This window comes from Amycolatopsis sp. TRM77291, assembly GCF_054166285.1.
On the sequence record NZ_JBSZHF010000001.1, the window covers coordinates 2,976,623 to 2,991,923 of the forward strand.

Annotated in this window: 18 protein-coding genes; 10 read left to right on the forward strand and 8 right to left on the reverse strand. The window is 69.8% G+C overall.

Features of this window, described 5'->3' with window-relative positions:
• Positions 1-38: 38 nt before the first annotated feature.
• On the reverse strand, positions 39-392 hold the full coding sequence (locus tag ACXIZN_RS14065; protein WP_457954861.1) for a VOC family protein: 354 nt from the start codon (positions 390-392) through the stop codon (positions 39-41).
• Between the two features lie 96 nt (positions 393-488).
• Between ACXIZN_RS14065 and ACXIZN_RS14070 the strand changes: the two genes are divergently transcribed.
• From ACXIZN_RS14070 to ACXIZN_RS14080, 3 genes are read left to right on the forward strand one after another with little or no spacing between them, the layout of a single operon-like run.
• Positions 489-881, forward strand: coding sequence for a hypothetical protein (locus tag ACXIZN_RS14070; RefSeq protein WP_457954863.1), 393 nt, complete (start codon positions 489-491; stop codon positions 879-881).
• A 55-nt stretch (positions 882-936) separates the two neighbouring features.
• Positions 937-1,605, forward strand: coding sequence for a DsbA family protein (locus tag ACXIZN_RS14075; protein WP_457954865.1), 669 nt, complete (start codon positions 937-939; stop codon positions 1,603-1,605).
• Positions 1,602-2,168 carry a vitamin K epoxide reductase family protein gene (locus ACXIZN_RS14080; RefSeq protein WP_457954867.1) on the forward strand — a complete coding sequence of 189 codons (567 nt, stop codon included), beginning with the start codon at positions 1,602-1,604 and terminating at the stop codon, positions 2,166-2,168. Before ACXIZN_RS14075 ends, ACXIZN_RS14080 begins: the two co-directional genes overlap by 4 nt.
• Here ACXIZN_RS14080 and ACXIZN_RS14085 read toward each other — a convergent pair.
• Together ACXIZN_RS14085 and ACXIZN_RS14090 are read right to left on the reverse strand one after the other, a co-directional pair.
• Positions 2,147-3,379, reverse strand: a complete 1,233-nt coding sequence (locus tag ACXIZN_RS14085; RefSeq protein ID WP_457954868.1) for an MFS transporter — start codon at positions 3,377-3,379, stop codon at positions 2,147-2,149. The two genes, ACXIZN_RS14080 and ACXIZN_RS14085, sit on opposite strands and share 22 nt — an antisense overlap.
• Positions 3,376-4,425 (reverse strand): PLP-dependent cysteine synthase family protein, encoded by a 1,050-nt coding sequence (locus tag ACXIZN_RS14090; protein WP_457954870.1) that lies wholly within the window; start codon positions 4,423-4,425, stop codon positions 3,376-3,378. Before ACXIZN_RS14090 ends, ACXIZN_RS14085 begins: the two co-directional genes overlap by 4 nt.
• 538 nt (positions 4,426-4,963) lie before the next feature.
• Between ACXIZN_RS14090 and ACXIZN_RS14095 the strand changes: the two genes are divergently transcribed.
• The 4 genes from ACXIZN_RS14095 to ACXIZN_RS14110 all read left to right on the forward strand — a co-directional run bounded on the left by ACXIZN_RS14095 (position 4,964) and on the right by ACXIZN_RS14110 (position 8,714).
• Positions 4,964-5,998, forward strand: a complete 1,035-nt coding sequence (locus ACXIZN_RS14095) for an NlpC/P60 family protein (RefSeq protein ID WP_457954872.1) — start codon at positions 4,964-4,966, stop codon at positions 5,996-5,998.
• 37 nt (positions 5,999-6,035) lie between these two features.
• Positions 6,036-6,398, forward strand: coding sequence for a BlaI/MecI/CopY family transcriptional regulator (locus ACXIZN_RS14100; RefSeq protein ID WP_192744547.1), 363 nt, complete (start codon positions 6,036-6,038; stop codon positions 6,396-6,398).
• Entirely contained in the window at positions 6,395-7,300 is a 906-nt protein-coding gene (locus ACXIZN_RS14105; protein ID WP_457954873.1) for a M56 family metallopeptidase, read from the forward strand. Before ACXIZN_RS14100 ends, ACXIZN_RS14105 begins: the two co-directional genes overlap by 4 nt.
• Positions 7,301-7,619: 319 nt before the next feature.
• Positions 7,620-8,714, forward strand: coding sequence for a S1 family peptidase (locus tag ACXIZN_RS14110; RefSeq protein ID WP_457954874.1), 1,095 nt, complete (start codon positions 7,620-7,622; stop codon positions 8,712-8,714).
• On the opposite strand, the gene ACXIZN_RS14115 is transcribed toward ACXIZN_RS14110, so the two are convergent.
• From ACXIZN_RS14115 to ACXIZN_RS14135, 5 genes are all read right to left on the reverse strand, one after another.
• The gene (locus ACXIZN_RS14115; protein WP_457954876.1) at positions 8,687-9,115 is read right to left on the reverse strand and encodes a hypothetical protein; all 429 of its coding nucleotides are present in this window, start codon (positions 9,113-9,115) and stop codon (positions 8,687-8,689) included. The two genes, ACXIZN_RS14110 and ACXIZN_RS14115, sit on opposite strands and share 28 nt — an antisense overlap.
• A gap of 260 nt (positions 9,116-9,375) precedes the next feature.
• Positions 9,376-10,482 carry a VanZ family protein gene (locus tag ACXIZN_RS14120; protein WP_457954877.1) on the reverse strand — a complete coding sequence of 369 codons (1,107 nt, stop codon included), beginning with the start codon at positions 10,480-10,482 and terminating at the stop codon, positions 9,376-9,378.
• Complete coding sequence (locus ACXIZN_RS14125) at positions 10,475-10,780, reverse strand: hypothetical protein (RefSeq protein ID WP_457954878.1); 306 nt, start codon at positions 10,778-10,780, stop codon at positions 10,475-10,477. The genes ACXIZN_RS14120 and ACXIZN_RS14125 overlap by 8 nt, the downstream gene beginning before the upstream one ends.
• A 95-nt stretch (positions 10,781-10,875) precedes the next feature.
• Positions 10,876-11,040, reverse strand: a complete 165-nt coding sequence (locus ACXIZN_RS14130) for a hypothetical protein (RefSeq protein WP_457954880.1) — start codon at positions 11,038-11,040, stop codon at positions 10,876-10,878.
• Positions 11,041-11,120: 80 nt separating this feature from the next.
• Positions 11,121-12,047: a MurR/RpiR family transcriptional regulator gene (locus ACXIZN_RS14135; RefSeq protein WP_125678451.1), complete on the reverse strand. Its 927-nt coding sequence runs from the start codon at positions 12,045-12,047 to the stop codon at positions 11,121-11,123.
• A 144-nt stretch (positions 12,048-12,191) separates the two neighbouring features.
• Here ACXIZN_RS14135 and ACXIZN_RS14140 point away from each other — a divergent pair, with 144 nt between their 5' ends.
• From ACXIZN_RS14140 to ACXIZN_RS14150, 3 genes are read left to right on the forward strand one after another with little or no spacing between them, the layout of a single operon-like run.
• Positions 12,192-13,583 (forward strand): MFS transporter, encoded by a 1,392-nt coding sequence (locus ACXIZN_RS14140; RefSeq protein ID WP_457954882.1) that lies wholly within the window; start codon positions 12,192-12,194, stop codon positions 13,581-13,583.
• Positions 13,580-14,020 (forward strand): GAF domain-containing protein, encoded by a 441-nt coding sequence (locus ACXIZN_RS14145; protein ID WP_457954884.1) that lies wholly within the window; start codon positions 13,580-13,582, stop codon positions 14,018-14,020. The genes ACXIZN_RS14140 and ACXIZN_RS14145 overlap by 4 nt, the downstream gene beginning before the upstream one ends.
• Positions 14,017-15,231, forward strand: a complete 1,215-nt coding sequence (locus tag ACXIZN_RS14150; protein WP_457954885.1) for an amidohydrolase family protein — start codon at positions 14,017-14,019, stop codon at positions 15,229-15,231. Before ACXIZN_RS14145 ends, ACXIZN_RS14150 begins: the two co-directional genes overlap by 4 nt.
• The last annotated feature ends 70 nt before the right edge of the window (positions 15,232-15,301 follow it).

A 15,301-nucleotide genomic window follows, 5' to 3' on the forward strand; every position in this document is an offset into this window, starting at 1 on the left:
GCAACGCTCCGCGCGATCCCGTCATCTCCCGGAAAGAACTACTCCGGCGAAGGGTTCTCCCAGACGAAGGTGACCTTGTTACCCGCCGGATCCACGATCTCGGTCAGTTTGACGAAACCGAAGTCCTGGATCGGGCCGCATTCCACCCCCCGCTCCGCGAGACTGCCGACGGTCTCCTCGATGTCCTCGACGACGAGGACCACGGTGGTCTTACCCGCGGTCTCCGGATCGTGCGCCACCTGGAGCCCGGCGTTGCCGGTGATCCGCCATTCCGCGACGCCTTCCATCGGTTCGGTGTCGGGCCGCCGCCCGATCCACCGCTCGTACCAGGTGACCGCGGCGGCGTGGTCGGAGACCGGCAGGACCGCGTAGACATCCTTGAAGGTCGGCAAGATCAGTCGTCCTCTCCCTCGGGGATCGCCGCCCACTGTATGCCGGTTCGTCCGGGTTCGCCCTGGCTTTACAAGGTCACCTTTACCCTGCACCGCGTGACCGGCAGACGGACTGTGAGGATGACGGCGCGGCTTTTCGCCGTGTTGGCCGTGCTCACCGCTGTCGCCCTCTTGCAGGGCGCGCTGTGCAGTGACGGCGCCGCGGCGGCCGGCTCGCCCTGCGCTCCCCTGTTCGCCGCCGAAGCCGCGCACACCACGATCCCGGCCGACGAATGCGCGCAGGCGGGGTCCCGGCTGCGCCCGGCGGAGCAGCCCCTTCCGGGCAACCACCTCGACGACGTCGCGGGGATCGGCATGGCACTGCTGGCCGCGCTCGTCCTGCTCGTCCGGCATCATCGCCCCGGCGGGACGGGTGTACCGCCGTCCTCCCAGCCGAAGCGGTCGACGACCACTCCACCGCTCGTCCAGCTCTGCGTTTCCCGTACCTGATCCGGCACGCCCATGCCGCTTTCAGTTGCCGGAACCGAGCCAAGGACACAACAGAATGACCAAGAACACCAAGGTTTCCCTGACGGTCGTTGCCGTCGTCGTCGCGGTCGTGGCCGCGTTGCTCGTCGTCACCGATCTGGGTGAGGACGCCCCGGCGGCGCAGGTGGACGCACCCCCGGTGGTGCCCGCGTCGATCCTCGTCCGGCCGGACAGCCATCGGCTCTCCGACCCGGCGGGCAGCAAGGTGACCGTCGTGGAGTTCCTCGACCTCGAATGCGAAGCGTGCGGCGCCGCGTTTCCCGGCGTCGAGCGCCTCCGCGCCGAGTACGGCGACCGGGTCACCTTCGTGATGCGCTACTTCCCCATCCCGAGCCATCAGAACGCCGAGCTCGCCGCGCGGGCCGTGGAGGCGGCGGGTAAGCAGGGCAAACTCGAGCCGATGTACCGCCTGATGTTCGAAAAGCAGCCGGAGTGGGGCGACCAGCAGGTCTCCCACCGCGAAACCTTCCTCCGGTTCGCCCGCGAACTGGGCCTCGACCTGCAGGCCTTCGAGACCGCGCTCGACGACCCGGTCACGCTCGGCCGGGTGCTCGCCGACCGCACCGACGGCGCGAACATCGGCGTCGAGGGAACACCGACGTTCTTCGTCAACGGCGTCAAGTTCTCCGGGTCACCGTCCTATCAGGGCCTCAAGGCCGTCATCGACCGGGAGCTCGCGAAATGACCCCGTTCGCCGTCCGGGCTACGCCGTGGGTGCTGCTGGCCGGCGGCGCGATCGGGCTGCTGGCTTCGTTCGTGCTCACGGTCGAGAAGATCGCGCTGCTCAAGGACTTCTCCTACATCCCCACCTGCAGTGTCAACCCGGTGCTCAGTTGCGGGTCGATCATGAAGACGCCGCAGGCCGAGCTTCTCGGGTTCCCCAATCCGCTGCTGGGGATCGCCGGGTTCAGCGTGGTCGTCACCACGGGGGCCGCCCTGCTCGGCGGAGCACGGCTCCCTCGCTGGTATTGGCTGGGCCTCCAGACCGGCTCGGCGCTCGGTGTCGTTTTCGTGCACTGGCTGATGTTGCAGAGCCTGTACGTCATCGGCGCCCTGTGCCCGTACTGCATGGTCGTCTGGGCGGTCACCATCGCCGTCTTCTGGTACACGACTCTGCACAACCTCCACAAAGGACCGGAGGTGAAGGCGGCGATCCGGTACCACAGCGTGGTTCTCGTGGTCTGGTACGCCGCCATCACCGTCGCGGTCCTGCAGGCGTTCTGGAGTTACTGGACGAAGCTCGTCTGAAGGCGGCTCCGGTCCAGTGCACGTAATCCCCAGGCACAGACGGCGCCGATCACCGTCAGGGCCAGCCATGGGATCTCCGGGAAGCCCGCCCGGCGTGCGAGGTCGAAGACGCTGCCGGTGAAAAGATTGCCGAGGAGGATGCCCACGCCGACGATCGTGTTGTAGAAGCCGTAGTGCGTGGCGACCAGCCGGTCGCCCGAAAGCCGCACGACGGTGTCCATTTCGAACGGGAAGACGACGACCGTGCCGACGGCCAGCAACGCGGCGGACAGCAGCAGTCCGGCGCCGGCCGCGGCCGGTCCAGCCCGGGCGACCGCCAGCGGCGCGACGAAGGCCACGGCCATGAAGACCAGCCCCGCGGCGAGGCACGTGCCGGGCGGCCACCGGTCCTTGAACCAGGCCGTGATCTTGAGCTGCCCGGCAATCGCGAGACCGCCCGAGACCACGAACAGCCCGGCGATGAGCACGGTCGCCGACGTCTCCGAGCCGGTGATCCGGCGTGCCTCCATCGGAAGGGCGAGGTAGGTCTGGAAGGACAGCACGTACGAGCCGATCATGACCAGCGCGAAGAGCAGAAAGGACCGGTTCGCCGCGACGACCCGCCAGTCCGACCAGATCGACGACGTGCCCCGTTCGCTTTCGTACGCGGGCAGCGCACGTATCTGCACCACGGTCAGGACGCCGAAGACCGCGGCGGCGGCCAGGCAGGTCAGCCGGAAGTCGACGGCCGTCAGTGCCAGCCCGACCACGGGCCCGGCGAGGATCCCGCCCTGGTAGAACACGTTGAACACGGAGAAGGCCTCCAGCCGTCGCTCTCCCGCGTCCGCCGCCAGGTACGCGCGGACCGCCGGGTTGAACAACGCTCCGGCGAAACCGGTGGCCGCGGACGCGACGATCAGCGACGGCAACGACGACGTCACGCTCAACAGCGCGAATCCCGCCGTCCGCAGCACACATCCGGCGACGATGAGCGGTTTGTAGCCGAACCGGTCGGCCAGCGTGCCACCGACGAGGAACATGCCCTGCTGCGAGAAGTTGCGGATCCCCAGCACCAGGCCGACCGCCCAGCCCGCCAGCCCCAGCGGCCCCGCCAGGTAGCCGGCGAGATAAGGCATCAGCATGTAGAAGCCGACGTTGATGGTGAACTGGTTGACCATCAACACCTTGCTGGGCCGGTCGAAGGAGCGGAACCGCTCGGCGAACGCGGTCACAGCGTGGGGTCCACGACCGTGCGGCACCGGGTCCAGCGTTCCACCACGCGTTCGCCGGGATGCGCGATGACGTCGGGATCCCGTGACGGGACGACGTCGAGGAGCCCGTGTCCCGCGCAGTATTCGTCGTTGTAGACGGTGTCGAAGTAGCGCTGGGGACCGTCCGGGAAGATCGCCGCGATCCGGACGTCCGGATCGTGCGTGCGGGCCAGCCAGGCGGCCACGAGGGCGACCGCGCCGACACTCCAGCCACCGGTCGCGTACTGGGCGGCGGCGAGACGGCGGCAGGTCCACACCGCCTCGGCGGGGGCGACCCAGTGGACCTCCTCGAACGCGTCGTAGTCGACGTTGCGCGGATGGATGCTCGACCCGAGCCCGCGCATCAGCCGCGAGGTGGCGGGCTGCCCGAAGATCGTCGACCCGACGGTGTCCACGCCCACCAGGCGCAGCCGCGGGAAGTACCGCCGCAGCGCGCGGAAGGTCCCGGCCGAATGCCCGCCGGTGCCGACCGAGCACACGAGCACGTCGATCCGGCCCAGTTGCGCGGCCAGTTCGTCGGCCAAGGTCGTGTACGCGGCCACGTTGTCCGGGTTGTGGTACTGGTCGGGGCACCAGGAGCCGGGCTGCTCCGCCAGCACCCGCTGGACCCTGTCCCGGCGCGCCTGCTGCCAGCCGCCCACCGGATGCGGCTCGGTGACGAGGTCGACGCGGGTGCCGTGCGCGGTGAGCATCCGCCGGACGATGGGCTCCATCCCGGGATCGGTGACCAGGGTGACCGGATGACCGTGGACGATCCCGGCCAGCGCGAGCCCGAGCCCGAGCGTCCCGCTGGTCGACTCGACGATCATCGCGCCGTCTGCCAGTTCACCGCGGGCCTTGGCCGCTCCCACCATGTGCAAGGCGGGGCGGTCCTTCATACCGCCGGGGTTGAAACCCTCCAGTTTGGCCCAGAAACCCTTACCGGAGCCGGTGAGTCGTTCGTCGATCCAGAGCACGGGCGTGTTGCCGACGGCCGGCGCCGTGTGCCGGGGCAGGACTGCGTTCATCGAGGATTCGTCTTTCTGTGCTGTACGGACAGGACGGGACGGCGCGAGGCCGGTCACGTCCGCGAAACGCACAGCTCGACGAGTATCCGGGGCCCGCTCCGGATCACCGGGAGCAGCCGGGTGTCCTCTTGCACCACAGGCGAAAAGCCGGGTTCCGAGTGAGGCGGGACAGCTGGGACGGGCGGCGTTTCCTCGCTTCGGACCGCGACGGCGTCGAGCGGACGGGCATGCACGTGGCCCTCCCGCGGCGGGCACGACGAATCATGAGAGGCCGACGTCACGGCGAGGGCATCGCTGTGGCCGTCGTCCAGGCAGCCGGCGGCACCGGAACCCGCCACGACCAGCAACACCAAGGCCACGACGAGTCGACGAAGAGTAGCCGGAAAGACACTCACGGTTCCCACCGTAGCAAAGATCGACCACGTCTCCCATGAGCCCTAGTACTAGCGGTCTTAGTAGGACTTCACGGGGCACTTACAACAGTCCCCGTACTACTAAGCGCGATAGTTGCCCCTGTGCGACAGGAGATTCGGCACCCGTGACCCCACACCGGCGCTCACTCGCCGCCACCGCCGCCCTCATGTTCCTCGGCTTCGGAACGCTCCCCGGGAACGCGCAGCCCGCGCCGGACGGCCAGGATCCGATGCGGCGCTACCAGGAACTCGGCGCCCAGGCGGCCAAGGCCGACGAGGATCTGCGGGAATCCCAGGACCGATTGAAGACCCGCGAGGGCGAACGCGACCAGGCCACCGCCGCCGTCGGCCGCGCCGACGGCGAGCTCACGCAGGCGCGGTCGGCGATCGATCGCTTCCGGCCGCAGGTCGAGGCGATCGCGCGGTCCGCGATGAGCGGCGAGCGGCTCGGCAACGCCGTCCTGCTGCTCGACAGCGGCAGCAGGCAGGAGTTCCTCGACCGCTCCTCCGCGCTGTCGGTCCTGGCCGAGGAGAAGGCCAAGGCGTTGAACGGCCTGCGCGACGCGCTCGCGAAGGCGCAGACAGCGCGCACGACCGCGGAGGACGCCCGGGAGATGGCCCAGCTCGCCGCCAACGACGCGACCTTGGCGCTGGACCAGGTCCGCACGCGCAAGAAGGACCTCGACGACCAGATCGCCAAGGTGCGGCAGGCGCTCGGCCAGCTGCCCGCCGCCGACAAGGCGAAACTCGGCAAGGTCCAGGACAAGGGCTCGTACCTCGGCCCGCCCGGCGCCGCGAACGACGCGCTGCAGGCGGCGCTGTCCAAACGGGGCTCGCAATACGAATGGGGCGCCACCGGGCCGAGCGAATTCGACTGCTCGGGCCTGACGTCCTGGGCGTACAAGCAGGCGGGGATCTCACTTCCCCGCACCAGCCGCCAGCAGTACACCGTGGGCAAGGCCGTCCCGCTGGACGCGCTCGTCCCAGGGGATCTCGTCTTCTACGACGACGGCACCGGCAATCCCGGAGCCATCCACCACGTCGGCATGTACGTCGGCGGCGGCAAGATGGTCGACGCGCCCACCGAAGGCCAGCTGGTCGACGTCCGTTCGGTCAAGGGCGACGGGCATCTGATGGGCGCGCGGCGCGTCGTCGGCTGAGCCGGAGCGGCACAGTATCCTTCCCGGCGGAGGTGTCATGCAACGGCTGGGCGAGCTCGAAGCGTCGGTGATGGACGTGCTCTGGGACGCGGCGGAACCCTTGCGGGTGCGCCAGGTCCTCGAGGCGATCAACCGGGACCGCGACCTCGCCTACACCACGGTGATGACGGTGCTGGACAATCTGCACCGCAAGGAATGGGTCGAGCGCGAAATGGAGAATCGCGCGTACCGCTACCGCGCCGTGGCGACCCGCGAGGAGGCCACCGCGCAAAGTCTGCGGGAAATCCTCGACGCCTCCGACGACCGGGAATCGGTGCTGTTGCATTTCGCGCGCTCGGTCACCGAAGAGGAGTCGGACATCCTGCGGCGTGCCTTGCGACGGAAGCCCGGCAAGCGATGATCCTGGCGGCGGTGCTCCTGTTCGGCGTGGTGGTGATCGGCTGGTGCTCACCCCGGTTGCTGGGCAGGCTGACCGCCGGTGGGATCAGCCCCGGCACGGCGCTCGCGTGGTGGCTGCTGACCGCGCTCGGCGTCCTCGTCGGCACCCTCGGCGCCGTCCTTCTCCTCGTCCTGCCCGACCACGGGCCCGCCGGGGCCATCACCCGGATCCTCCACGAGTGCTGGGCGGCCGTCGGCCACAGTGGCCTGCCCGGTCTCGATCCGCTCGCCGGCACTTTCGCGGGCACCGCCGTCGCGATCGCCGCGGCCCGGCTCGCCGTGTCCACCGCCCGCCGCCGGAAACGCAGCACGCTGCTGCACCGGCGCCATCTCGACGTGCTCCGGTTGTCGGGCGCCCGGCCGGGGCCGACGCTGTGGCTGCCCGACGACCGGCCGATCGCCTACAGCCTCGGCGGCCGCGACGGCCTGATCGTCGCGAGCCACGGCCTGGCGGGCAGGCTCTCGCCCCGCGAACTCGACGCGGTGCTGGCCCACGAACGCGCACATCTGCGCGGCAGGCACCACTTTCTTTCCGGATGCGCCGAAACACTCGGCCGCGTACTGCGGTTCGTCCCGCTGATGCGCGAACTCCCCGGCGCGGTCCGGCTGCTCGTCGAACTGGCCGCCGACCGGGCGGCCGCGGCGGGGCACGGGCCGGAGACCGTGCGTTCGGCGTTGTTGTCGATCCACGCGGCCGGCGGCGACACCGCGCTCCGGTTGCGCTGGCTCGCCCGGCACGCGGGCGGCCCGGCGCGCTTCCCGGAACGGGTGCGGGCCGTCGTGGGCGGGGCGCTGGCGTTGTTCGCCGCGCCCGTGCTGACCGTCGGCCTGATGTTCACGGCGGGGGTCGTTTCCTGCTGGTGAAGGAAACGCGTTCGTCACCGATGCGGACGAACGGGTTCAGCACGGACACCATCAGGTGACAATCGTTTTCCGGTCCGGAAAGGGCCATTTCCCGAACGGGCGTACGCACGTCGCTGACCGTCGTTCGCCGGTCGGCGGATCGGGGACGGTAAATCGCGCAGTCTCCACTCACACGAGTGAGGAGCCGCCATTCCGCTGAGCCGGAAAGGCGAATTCCCAGCGCTACTCAAATGGCGGCATTCGGCCGGTGCCACCCTGTCGTAACGTCGATCACCGTACTCACCTCGCAGCGAATTCCGTGCACCCCATGGAGGTTTTCGTGATCCGACGTCCTCTGCGCACCCTGACCGTCCTGCTCGGCGCCGCCACAGCCGTCACCGCCTTCGCGGCACCGGCTTCGGCGGCGCCATCGGTGCTGACCGAAGCGGCGGGCCTGGCCACGGTGGCCGCCGTCCAGCACGAACTCGGCACCTCGCTCGGCGCCGCGTTCGCCGGCTCCTGGCTGGACACCACGACCGGCGAGCTGATCGTCGGCACCACCGACGCGGGCCGGTCTTCCCGGATCCGCGCCGCGGGCGCGATCCCGAAGGTACTCCGGCACAGCGCCGCCGAGCTGAAGCAGATCCAGTCCACTTTGGACAACAGATCCGCGGGCCTGCCCGGTTCGGTCGCCGGCTGGTACGTGGACGTGCCGTCGAACGACGTCGTGGTCAGCGTGGTGGGCGGCGATCCCGCCGGAGTGGCGTGGGCCGCCTCCGCCGGGGTCCCGGTCCGGGTGGAACACGTGAAGAGCGCGCCGCGTCCGTTGTGGAGCGTGGTCGGCGGGCAAGGCCTGTACTTCGACGGCGGTGCTTGTTCGGTCGGGTTCAACGCCTACGACGACGATGACCATTACGTGATCACCGCGGGCCATTGCACCGAACTCGGCGGCACCGTGCGCGGCACCGGCGGCACGATCGGCAAGGTCGCGAGGTCTTCCTTCCCCGGCAACGACTACGGGACGGTCAAGGTGACGCACTCCGACGTCTCGACCCCGCCCCGGGTCGACCGGTACGAGGACGGGTCCGACGTGCGGATCGAAGGTGCCGACGTGGTCGGCGTCGGCGGCCGGATCTGCCGGTCCGGGATCACCACCCACTGGCACTGCGGACGGGTCGAAGCGCTGGACCAGACGGTGAACTACGGCAACGGGAACATCGTGCGGGGCCTCACCCAGACCGACGCGTGCGCCGAACCCGGCGACTCCGGCGGCTCGTTCGTCAGCCGTCCCTCGTCGGGCTCCGGCACGAAACTCGTGCAGGCGCAGGGCATGACCTCGGGCGGATCCGGTGACTGCGACGAGGGCGGCACCACGTTCTTCCAGCCCGTCAAGGAGGTCCTCGACCGCTACGACCTGACGCTCGAAAAGGACTGATCCCCCATGGCGAGGGGCGGCCGGCCCACCGGCCGCCCCCCGATCAGGCAGGCGAGCTCGACGGCCTCGGCGGCCAGCGTCTCGATCTCCGCCCAGCGGCGGCGGATCCGCTCGTGATCGGCCACCAGCGTGCCGGAAACCATGCCCAGCAACAGGTTCGCGTCCGTTCCGACCTCCGCCAGCCGCAGGAAGGGACGGCGGTCGTCTTCGGTTCCCGCCCCGTGCTCCGCGGCCCATTCCCGGGCTCGCATCCCGGCGTCGTGGCAGGCGTCGACGAGGAGGGTCCGGATCTCCCCCGGCCGGTCCCCGGGGCTCGCGGGAGGTTTCCCCATCAGCGGGAAGATGCTCCAGGCCACCGACAGCAGGCAGTCGGCCACTTCGTCCATCGACTCCACGTCCACCGGGCGAGTCTTCCGGCCCGCGCGTCCTGCCGGGCGCAATGACGCGCAGGACCCGCAGGGTCGACCCGATCGGGTGGCGCTCCCAGGCCGGGTCTCGTGAGTGGCACGGGCGAAGCGCGCGTGGCCCAGGAGCGCACTCGCGTGATCAGAGACGTAACTCGCGTGCTTGGAGGCGTAACTCGCGTGATCAGAGGCCGAACAACGAGTTACGTCTCCGATCACGCGAGTTACGCGTCTGATCACGCGAGTTACGGCTCTGATCACGCGTCCTTGCCGCTCACGAGGCTCGGCTCGGTCTGGTCGTCGAGGACCCGCGCGTCGGCCATCCGCAGCCCGGCGATCAGGCCGGACAGTCCCTGGTGACCTTCGGGCCGGAAAGCGAGGATCCCGCTGGCGAAGAACAGCAGGTTCGCCAGGGGCTCGAACCCGCCGTTGGCCACCGACGCCAAGGTGAGCAGCGTGAAATAGCCTCCGGAACCGGCGAGGAACCGTATGGCCATCCGCCACAGGGCGGGCTTTCCGCCGTCCGGCCCGGCGGGGCGCAGCAGCACGACCCGCTGGCCGAAGCTGGCGCCGTTGCCCGCGACGGGAACGACGAACAACAGGAGCAGCGCAGGCAGGAAAGTACCGATCAACGCGGTCACCACGGTGTTGGGTTCGCCGGCGACCAGGGTCGTCACGATGCCGACGGTGGTCCCGAGCAGCACGACCGAAACAACGTCGACGGCCATCCCGAGCAGGCGGCGGCGCGCGGTGACCGGCCGCGGCGCCCCCGGCGGCGCGGACGGTTCGTTCCCCGGCAGCAACCGCAACAGCGGGGCGAGGCCGAAACCGACCGCGGCGCCGAGGGTGTTGGTGAGCAGATCGTCGACGTCGGCCAGCCGGTACGGGCACTCGAACAGGAACCAGACCCCGGTCAGCTGCGTGCACTCGATGAACAGCGAGACGGCGAAGCCGATCGCGACGGTGGCCGCGAAACCGCGCCGGAAGAGGTGCCGCACGAACATCCCCAGCGGCACGAACAAGGCGACGTTGAACACCGCCTGCTGGACGGCGGGATTGCGCAGGAACGCCCGAAGGCCCGCGCCGATCTGTTCGCGGCGGATGTCGGCGACGAACTGGAACGGGCGCAGTTGCAGATGACCGGCCGCGTGCCCGGCGCACGTCGTCGTCTCCGGGATGGGAAGCAACGTGTAGGTCCACAGCGACATGGCGTAGACCAGGAACCCGAACACCAGCAGGACCCGCCAGAGCCCGAGCTCCCCGCGCCGCCGGTAACTCGCGGCGATGTACGGGACGGCCAGGAGGCCCGCGAGCACGCAGCCCGCGAACACCGCGATGACCGCGGAGATGGTCGGATCAGTCACTCGCGGAAGTTAACAACGCGCGCTCCGGCGCACCCGTCACACCACCTGGGCGGGTGACGGAGTCGGCCGGGGCGAGCGTTCGCTGATGCGCGAGCGCGGCGATGGCGAAGGTCAGGTGGACGACGACCCAGTTGCGGTCTTCGCGATGGACCCGCTGCAGCAGGTCGAGAGAAGCGTCGCCCGGCGTACGGCCCTGACGGCAGGCGTCGATGAACGCCTGGGTCAGTTCGTCGACGTTCCTCCGGAACTCCGCGAAGGTGTCGGAGGGCTGGGCGTTGGTGCAGAAATCCACGGTCACGTCACAGAGCGTTCCATAGCGCGACACAAAGTTACGAATTGGCGGAGCCCTAATCACTCACGTGAGGTAGTCCTCGAGCGAATCTGTGCTCTGCGTCACGCCGAAGCGAGCCCGGCGGGCATCCGGCGTTCCCGTTCGGCCGCCTTCGGGCGGCGGGTGACCGGGAAGCGCTGATCGAGTTCGACCAGCAGCGGGGTCACCGCCATCAGCGCCAGCAGAGCGAGCCCGGCGTACGCGCCCACGGTCTCGATGATCGTCATTTCGGCCTCCTCGGTCCCCGTGCCGCCTCTTCCGGCGGCCTGGAACCAGGATCGCCTCCCGGCCGGGGGTGGCGGATCGGTCATCCGGCGGAGACGCCTCGACCGGTCGGCCTTTTCGGCACTGTCCGATCGGCCGATCCCGGGCGGCGGTGCAGCAGGTCGAACCGCGACCACATGGCCTCGGCCGCCTCGATGGACTCGCCGGTGCGGACGGGATCGACGGCGGCGAGCTGCGCGACGATCGCCTGCACCAGGCTCATTCCCGCGGTCAGCGACGGGAAGAACGTCACGCCTTCGGCGGGCACCATCAGCACCTGTTCGACCGCGGCCGCCAGCGCGGGACTGGCCGCGTCGGTGATCGCGAAGGCCCGCGCTCCCCTGGCCTTGGCCTCGTTCGCGGCGAGCACCGTGCTTTCGTACAGCCGCCAGAAGCTGATCGCGATGAGCACGTCTTCGGACGTCAGTTTCGCCGTGGCGTTGGCGAGCTCGGCGTCTCCGGCCGTGATCGCGTGGACGTCGTATCCGGCGAGCCGGGCGTTGTGCGCGAACGCGATCCCGACCGCGGCGTAGCTGCCGTCGGCGATCACGACCGTGCGGCGCGCCCCGGCGACGGCCTCCGCGACATTGCGGATCTCGTCCTCGGCGACGCGCCGGTTGAGCAGAGCGAGGCTGTCGAGGTCGCGGCGCAGTGACGCCGACCCGGGCGAGTCGACGTCCCGGTGTTCCTCGGCCACCTGCGGCGCGCTCAGCGACGACATGTACCGCGCCCGCAGCTCCTGTTGCAGTGCCGGCCATCCGGCGAACCCCAGCGCCTGCGCCGTCCGGGTGACGGTGGCGACGTTGACCCCGGCCAGCTGGGCGAGCTCGGCCGTCGAGCCGAACGACGCCCGCCGCGGTTGCGAGACCAGCACTTCGAGCACGGCGGCCGCCTTCGGCCGCAGGCCGCGCTCCGGTGTGCGATCCCGAAGCCACGCCTCGAAACCGTCGTCGGTTCCCGTCCCTGTCACGCGCACCCTCCCTCGACGACGTCACGGTAACGCATCGTGCCCGGCGAACCACTTGCAACAACCATTGCAGTTTTGCCGAAACGCAGTATACGTTGTCCGCACTCTCGTGACTCCTCGTCGCCCGAACCACGGAAGGCGTTCCCCATGACGCTTCTGGCACGACTGGACCGGCTCCCGCTGAGCCGTCCCCATTACAAACTCCTGCTGATCGGCGGGCTCGGTTACACCTTCGACGGGATGGATTCCGCCGTCGTCGCGTTCCTGCTGCCGAGCGCGAAAGCCGCCTGGGGCCTCGACAACGGCCAGCTCGGGCTGATCGGTTCGGCGACGCCGTTCGGCTTCCTCTTCGGCGCGATCGCCGCCGGGCTGCTGGGCGACCGCATCGGCCGCAAGAAGGTCATGATGTACGCGCTGGCCTTCTACGCGGTGTTCTCGGTGGTCGCCGCCTTCTCCCCCAACTACGAGGTCTTCCTGGGCGCGCGGGTGCTGGCCGGGGCAGGCGCGGGAGCCGAAAGCGCCATCATCGCGCCGTTCCTGTCGGAGTTCGTCCCCGCCAAACGGCGCGGCTGGTTCGTCGGCGCGCTGGCCGGATTCTTCTCGTTCGGGTTCGTCATGGCCGCGCTGATCGGCCGGTTCGTCGTCCCGACGGTGCCGGAGGGCTGGCGGGTCGCGCAACTGATCACCGCGCTTCCGATCGTCATGCTGCTGTGGTGGCGCCGCTCGCTGCCCGAATCACCGCGGTTCCTGGTCGCGAACGGACGTCATGCCGAAGCGGAGAAGATCGTCTCGAAGCTGGAGCGGGACGTCGAAAAGGCGACGGGGCAAGCACTTCCCGCTGTCGCGGCGGCCGACACCCAGCCCGCGACGGAAACTCCCAAGGTCAATCTCCTCAGCGCCCTGAAGTTCTTGTGGAGCCCGGCGATGGCACGCCGCACCGCGGTGATCTGGACCGTGTGGTTCGTGATCACGTTCTCCTACTACGGCTTCTTCTCCTGGATCCCGACGCTGCTCGTCGACCGCGGTATCACGGTGACCAAGAGCTTCGAGTTCTCCATCATCATCTACCTGGCGCAGATCCCCGGATACTTCTCCGCCGCGTGGCTGTCGGAGCGGCTCGACCGCAAGCACACCATCGCGCTGTACCTCGCCGGGTCCGCGGTGAGCGCGTTCTGGCTGAGCCAGATGGACGCGCCGTGGTCGATCACCCTCGCCGGGGCGGTGCTGTCGTTCTTCCTCAACGGCACCTACGCCGGTGTGTACTCCTACACCCCCGAGGTGTTCCCGACCTGGATCCGCGCCAGCGGGACCGGGCTGTCGAGCGCGTTCGGCCGGGTCGGCAGCATCCTCGCCCCGACGATCATCGGCCTGTCCGCGGCGAGCCTCGGCTTCGCCGGCGTCTTCGGCATGACCACCGCCGTCCTGGTGGCCGGGGTGGTGGTCGTGGTCGTGTTCGGCCTGTCCACCGCCGGCCGGTCCCTGGAAGAACTGACCGAACACGGCGCGCCCGTGAAAACCGCGAAGGAGATGACGAAGTGACCGTGTCGCTGTCCACTGTGGAGGACAAGACCCGAGCCACGATCGGCGTACGGCTGTTCACCGTCCTGGCCTGGGTGCCCGAACGGCGGGCGCTGCGGCGCGTGTACAGCAGCCACCCCGTCGAATACCCGATCGGCGGCGAGAAGACCGTCGAGGTGGCCGCCGGCTGGCTCGAGCGGTGCATCACCGGCCAGGAGCCCTACTTCGGCCCGGACCGCGCGGCGGTGCGGGAGATCTTCGCCGACCACGAACTCATCGACAGCCTCGGCTGCGGCGCGGTGATCAACGTGCCGGTGGTGGACGACGGCCGCACGCTCGGCGTCCTCAACCTCCTCGACGCGGAGGGCAACTACGACGACGAGTCCGTCGCGACCGCCCGATCCCTGGCATCGTTGGCCGTCCCGGCCCTGCGCGAGCTCCTGGAGGAGACCCGATGAACGGATCGCTGCTGCTGCGTAACGCCCGCCTGCTCGACCCCGTCAGCGGCGAGTACACCGAGGGAGACCTCCGGTGCGCCGACGGCCGGATCGTCGAGATCGGCGACGGGCTCACCGCGGACGACGCGCGGACCGAGGACCTGCGCGGCGCGTTCGTGCTGCCCGGACTCGTCGACGCCCACGTGCACGTCACCGCGTCGACCGCGGATCTCGGGTCGCTGCCCGTGTCGTCACCGTCCTACGTGGCCGCGCACAGCGCCCGCACCATGAGCCGGATGCTGGACCGGGGCTTCACGACGGTCCGTGACGCCTCCGGCGCCGACTACGGCCTCGCCGACGCCCAAGCCGAGGGCTTGTTCCGCGGTCCGCGCCTGTTGTTCTGCGGCCGCGCGCTGAGCCAGACCGGCGGGCACGGCGACAGCCGGACCCGGGGCGCCAACGCCAGCGACGACCACCCGTGCTGCGCAGGCCTCGGCCGGGTCGCCGACGGGGTCGACGCGGTCCGCGCCGCGGCGCGCGACGAACTGCGCAAGGGAGCGCACCACATCAAGGTGATGGCCTCCGGCGGCGTCGCCTCCCCCACCGACCGGATCGACTCGACGCAGTACTCCGCCGAGGAGTTGCGCGCCATCGTCGAGGAGGCGGAGTCGGCCAACCGTTACGTCGCCGCGCACGCTTACACCGCCCGGGCGGTGAACCGCGCGCTGGAGCTGGGCGTGCGGTCGATCGAGCACGGCAACCTGATCGACGACCTCAGCGTCGAACTGTTCCTCCGGCACGACGCGTACCTCGTGCCCACCCTGGTCACGTACTGGGCGCTGAAAGAGGAAGGGCGTGAGCACGGGCTGCCGGAATCCAGCTGGCGCAAGGTCGACGAGGTGCTCGGCGCGGGCATGACCGCCCTCGAGAAGGCCGCCAGGGGCGGCGTGAAGGTCGTGTACGGCAGCGATCTGCTCGGCGGGATGCACCGGCACCAGAACCACGAGTTCCGGCTGCGCGGCGAGGTCCAGTCCGCGCTGGAGGTGGTCCGCTCCGCGACGTCGACGGCGGCGGACCTGCTGAACCTGACCGGCGAGATCGGCACGCTGGCGCCGGGCGCGCACGCGGACCTGGTCGTCGTCGACCGGGATCCGCTGGAGGACATCGGTGTCCTTGCCGAGCCGGAGAAGTTCCGGTACGTCGTGCAGGGCGGGACCGTGGTCTCCCCCTGACGCGTTCGTCCTCTGCTTGCGGTACTTGCGCGTGCAAGTACCGCATTCAGAGGACGAAACGCAGGTCAGG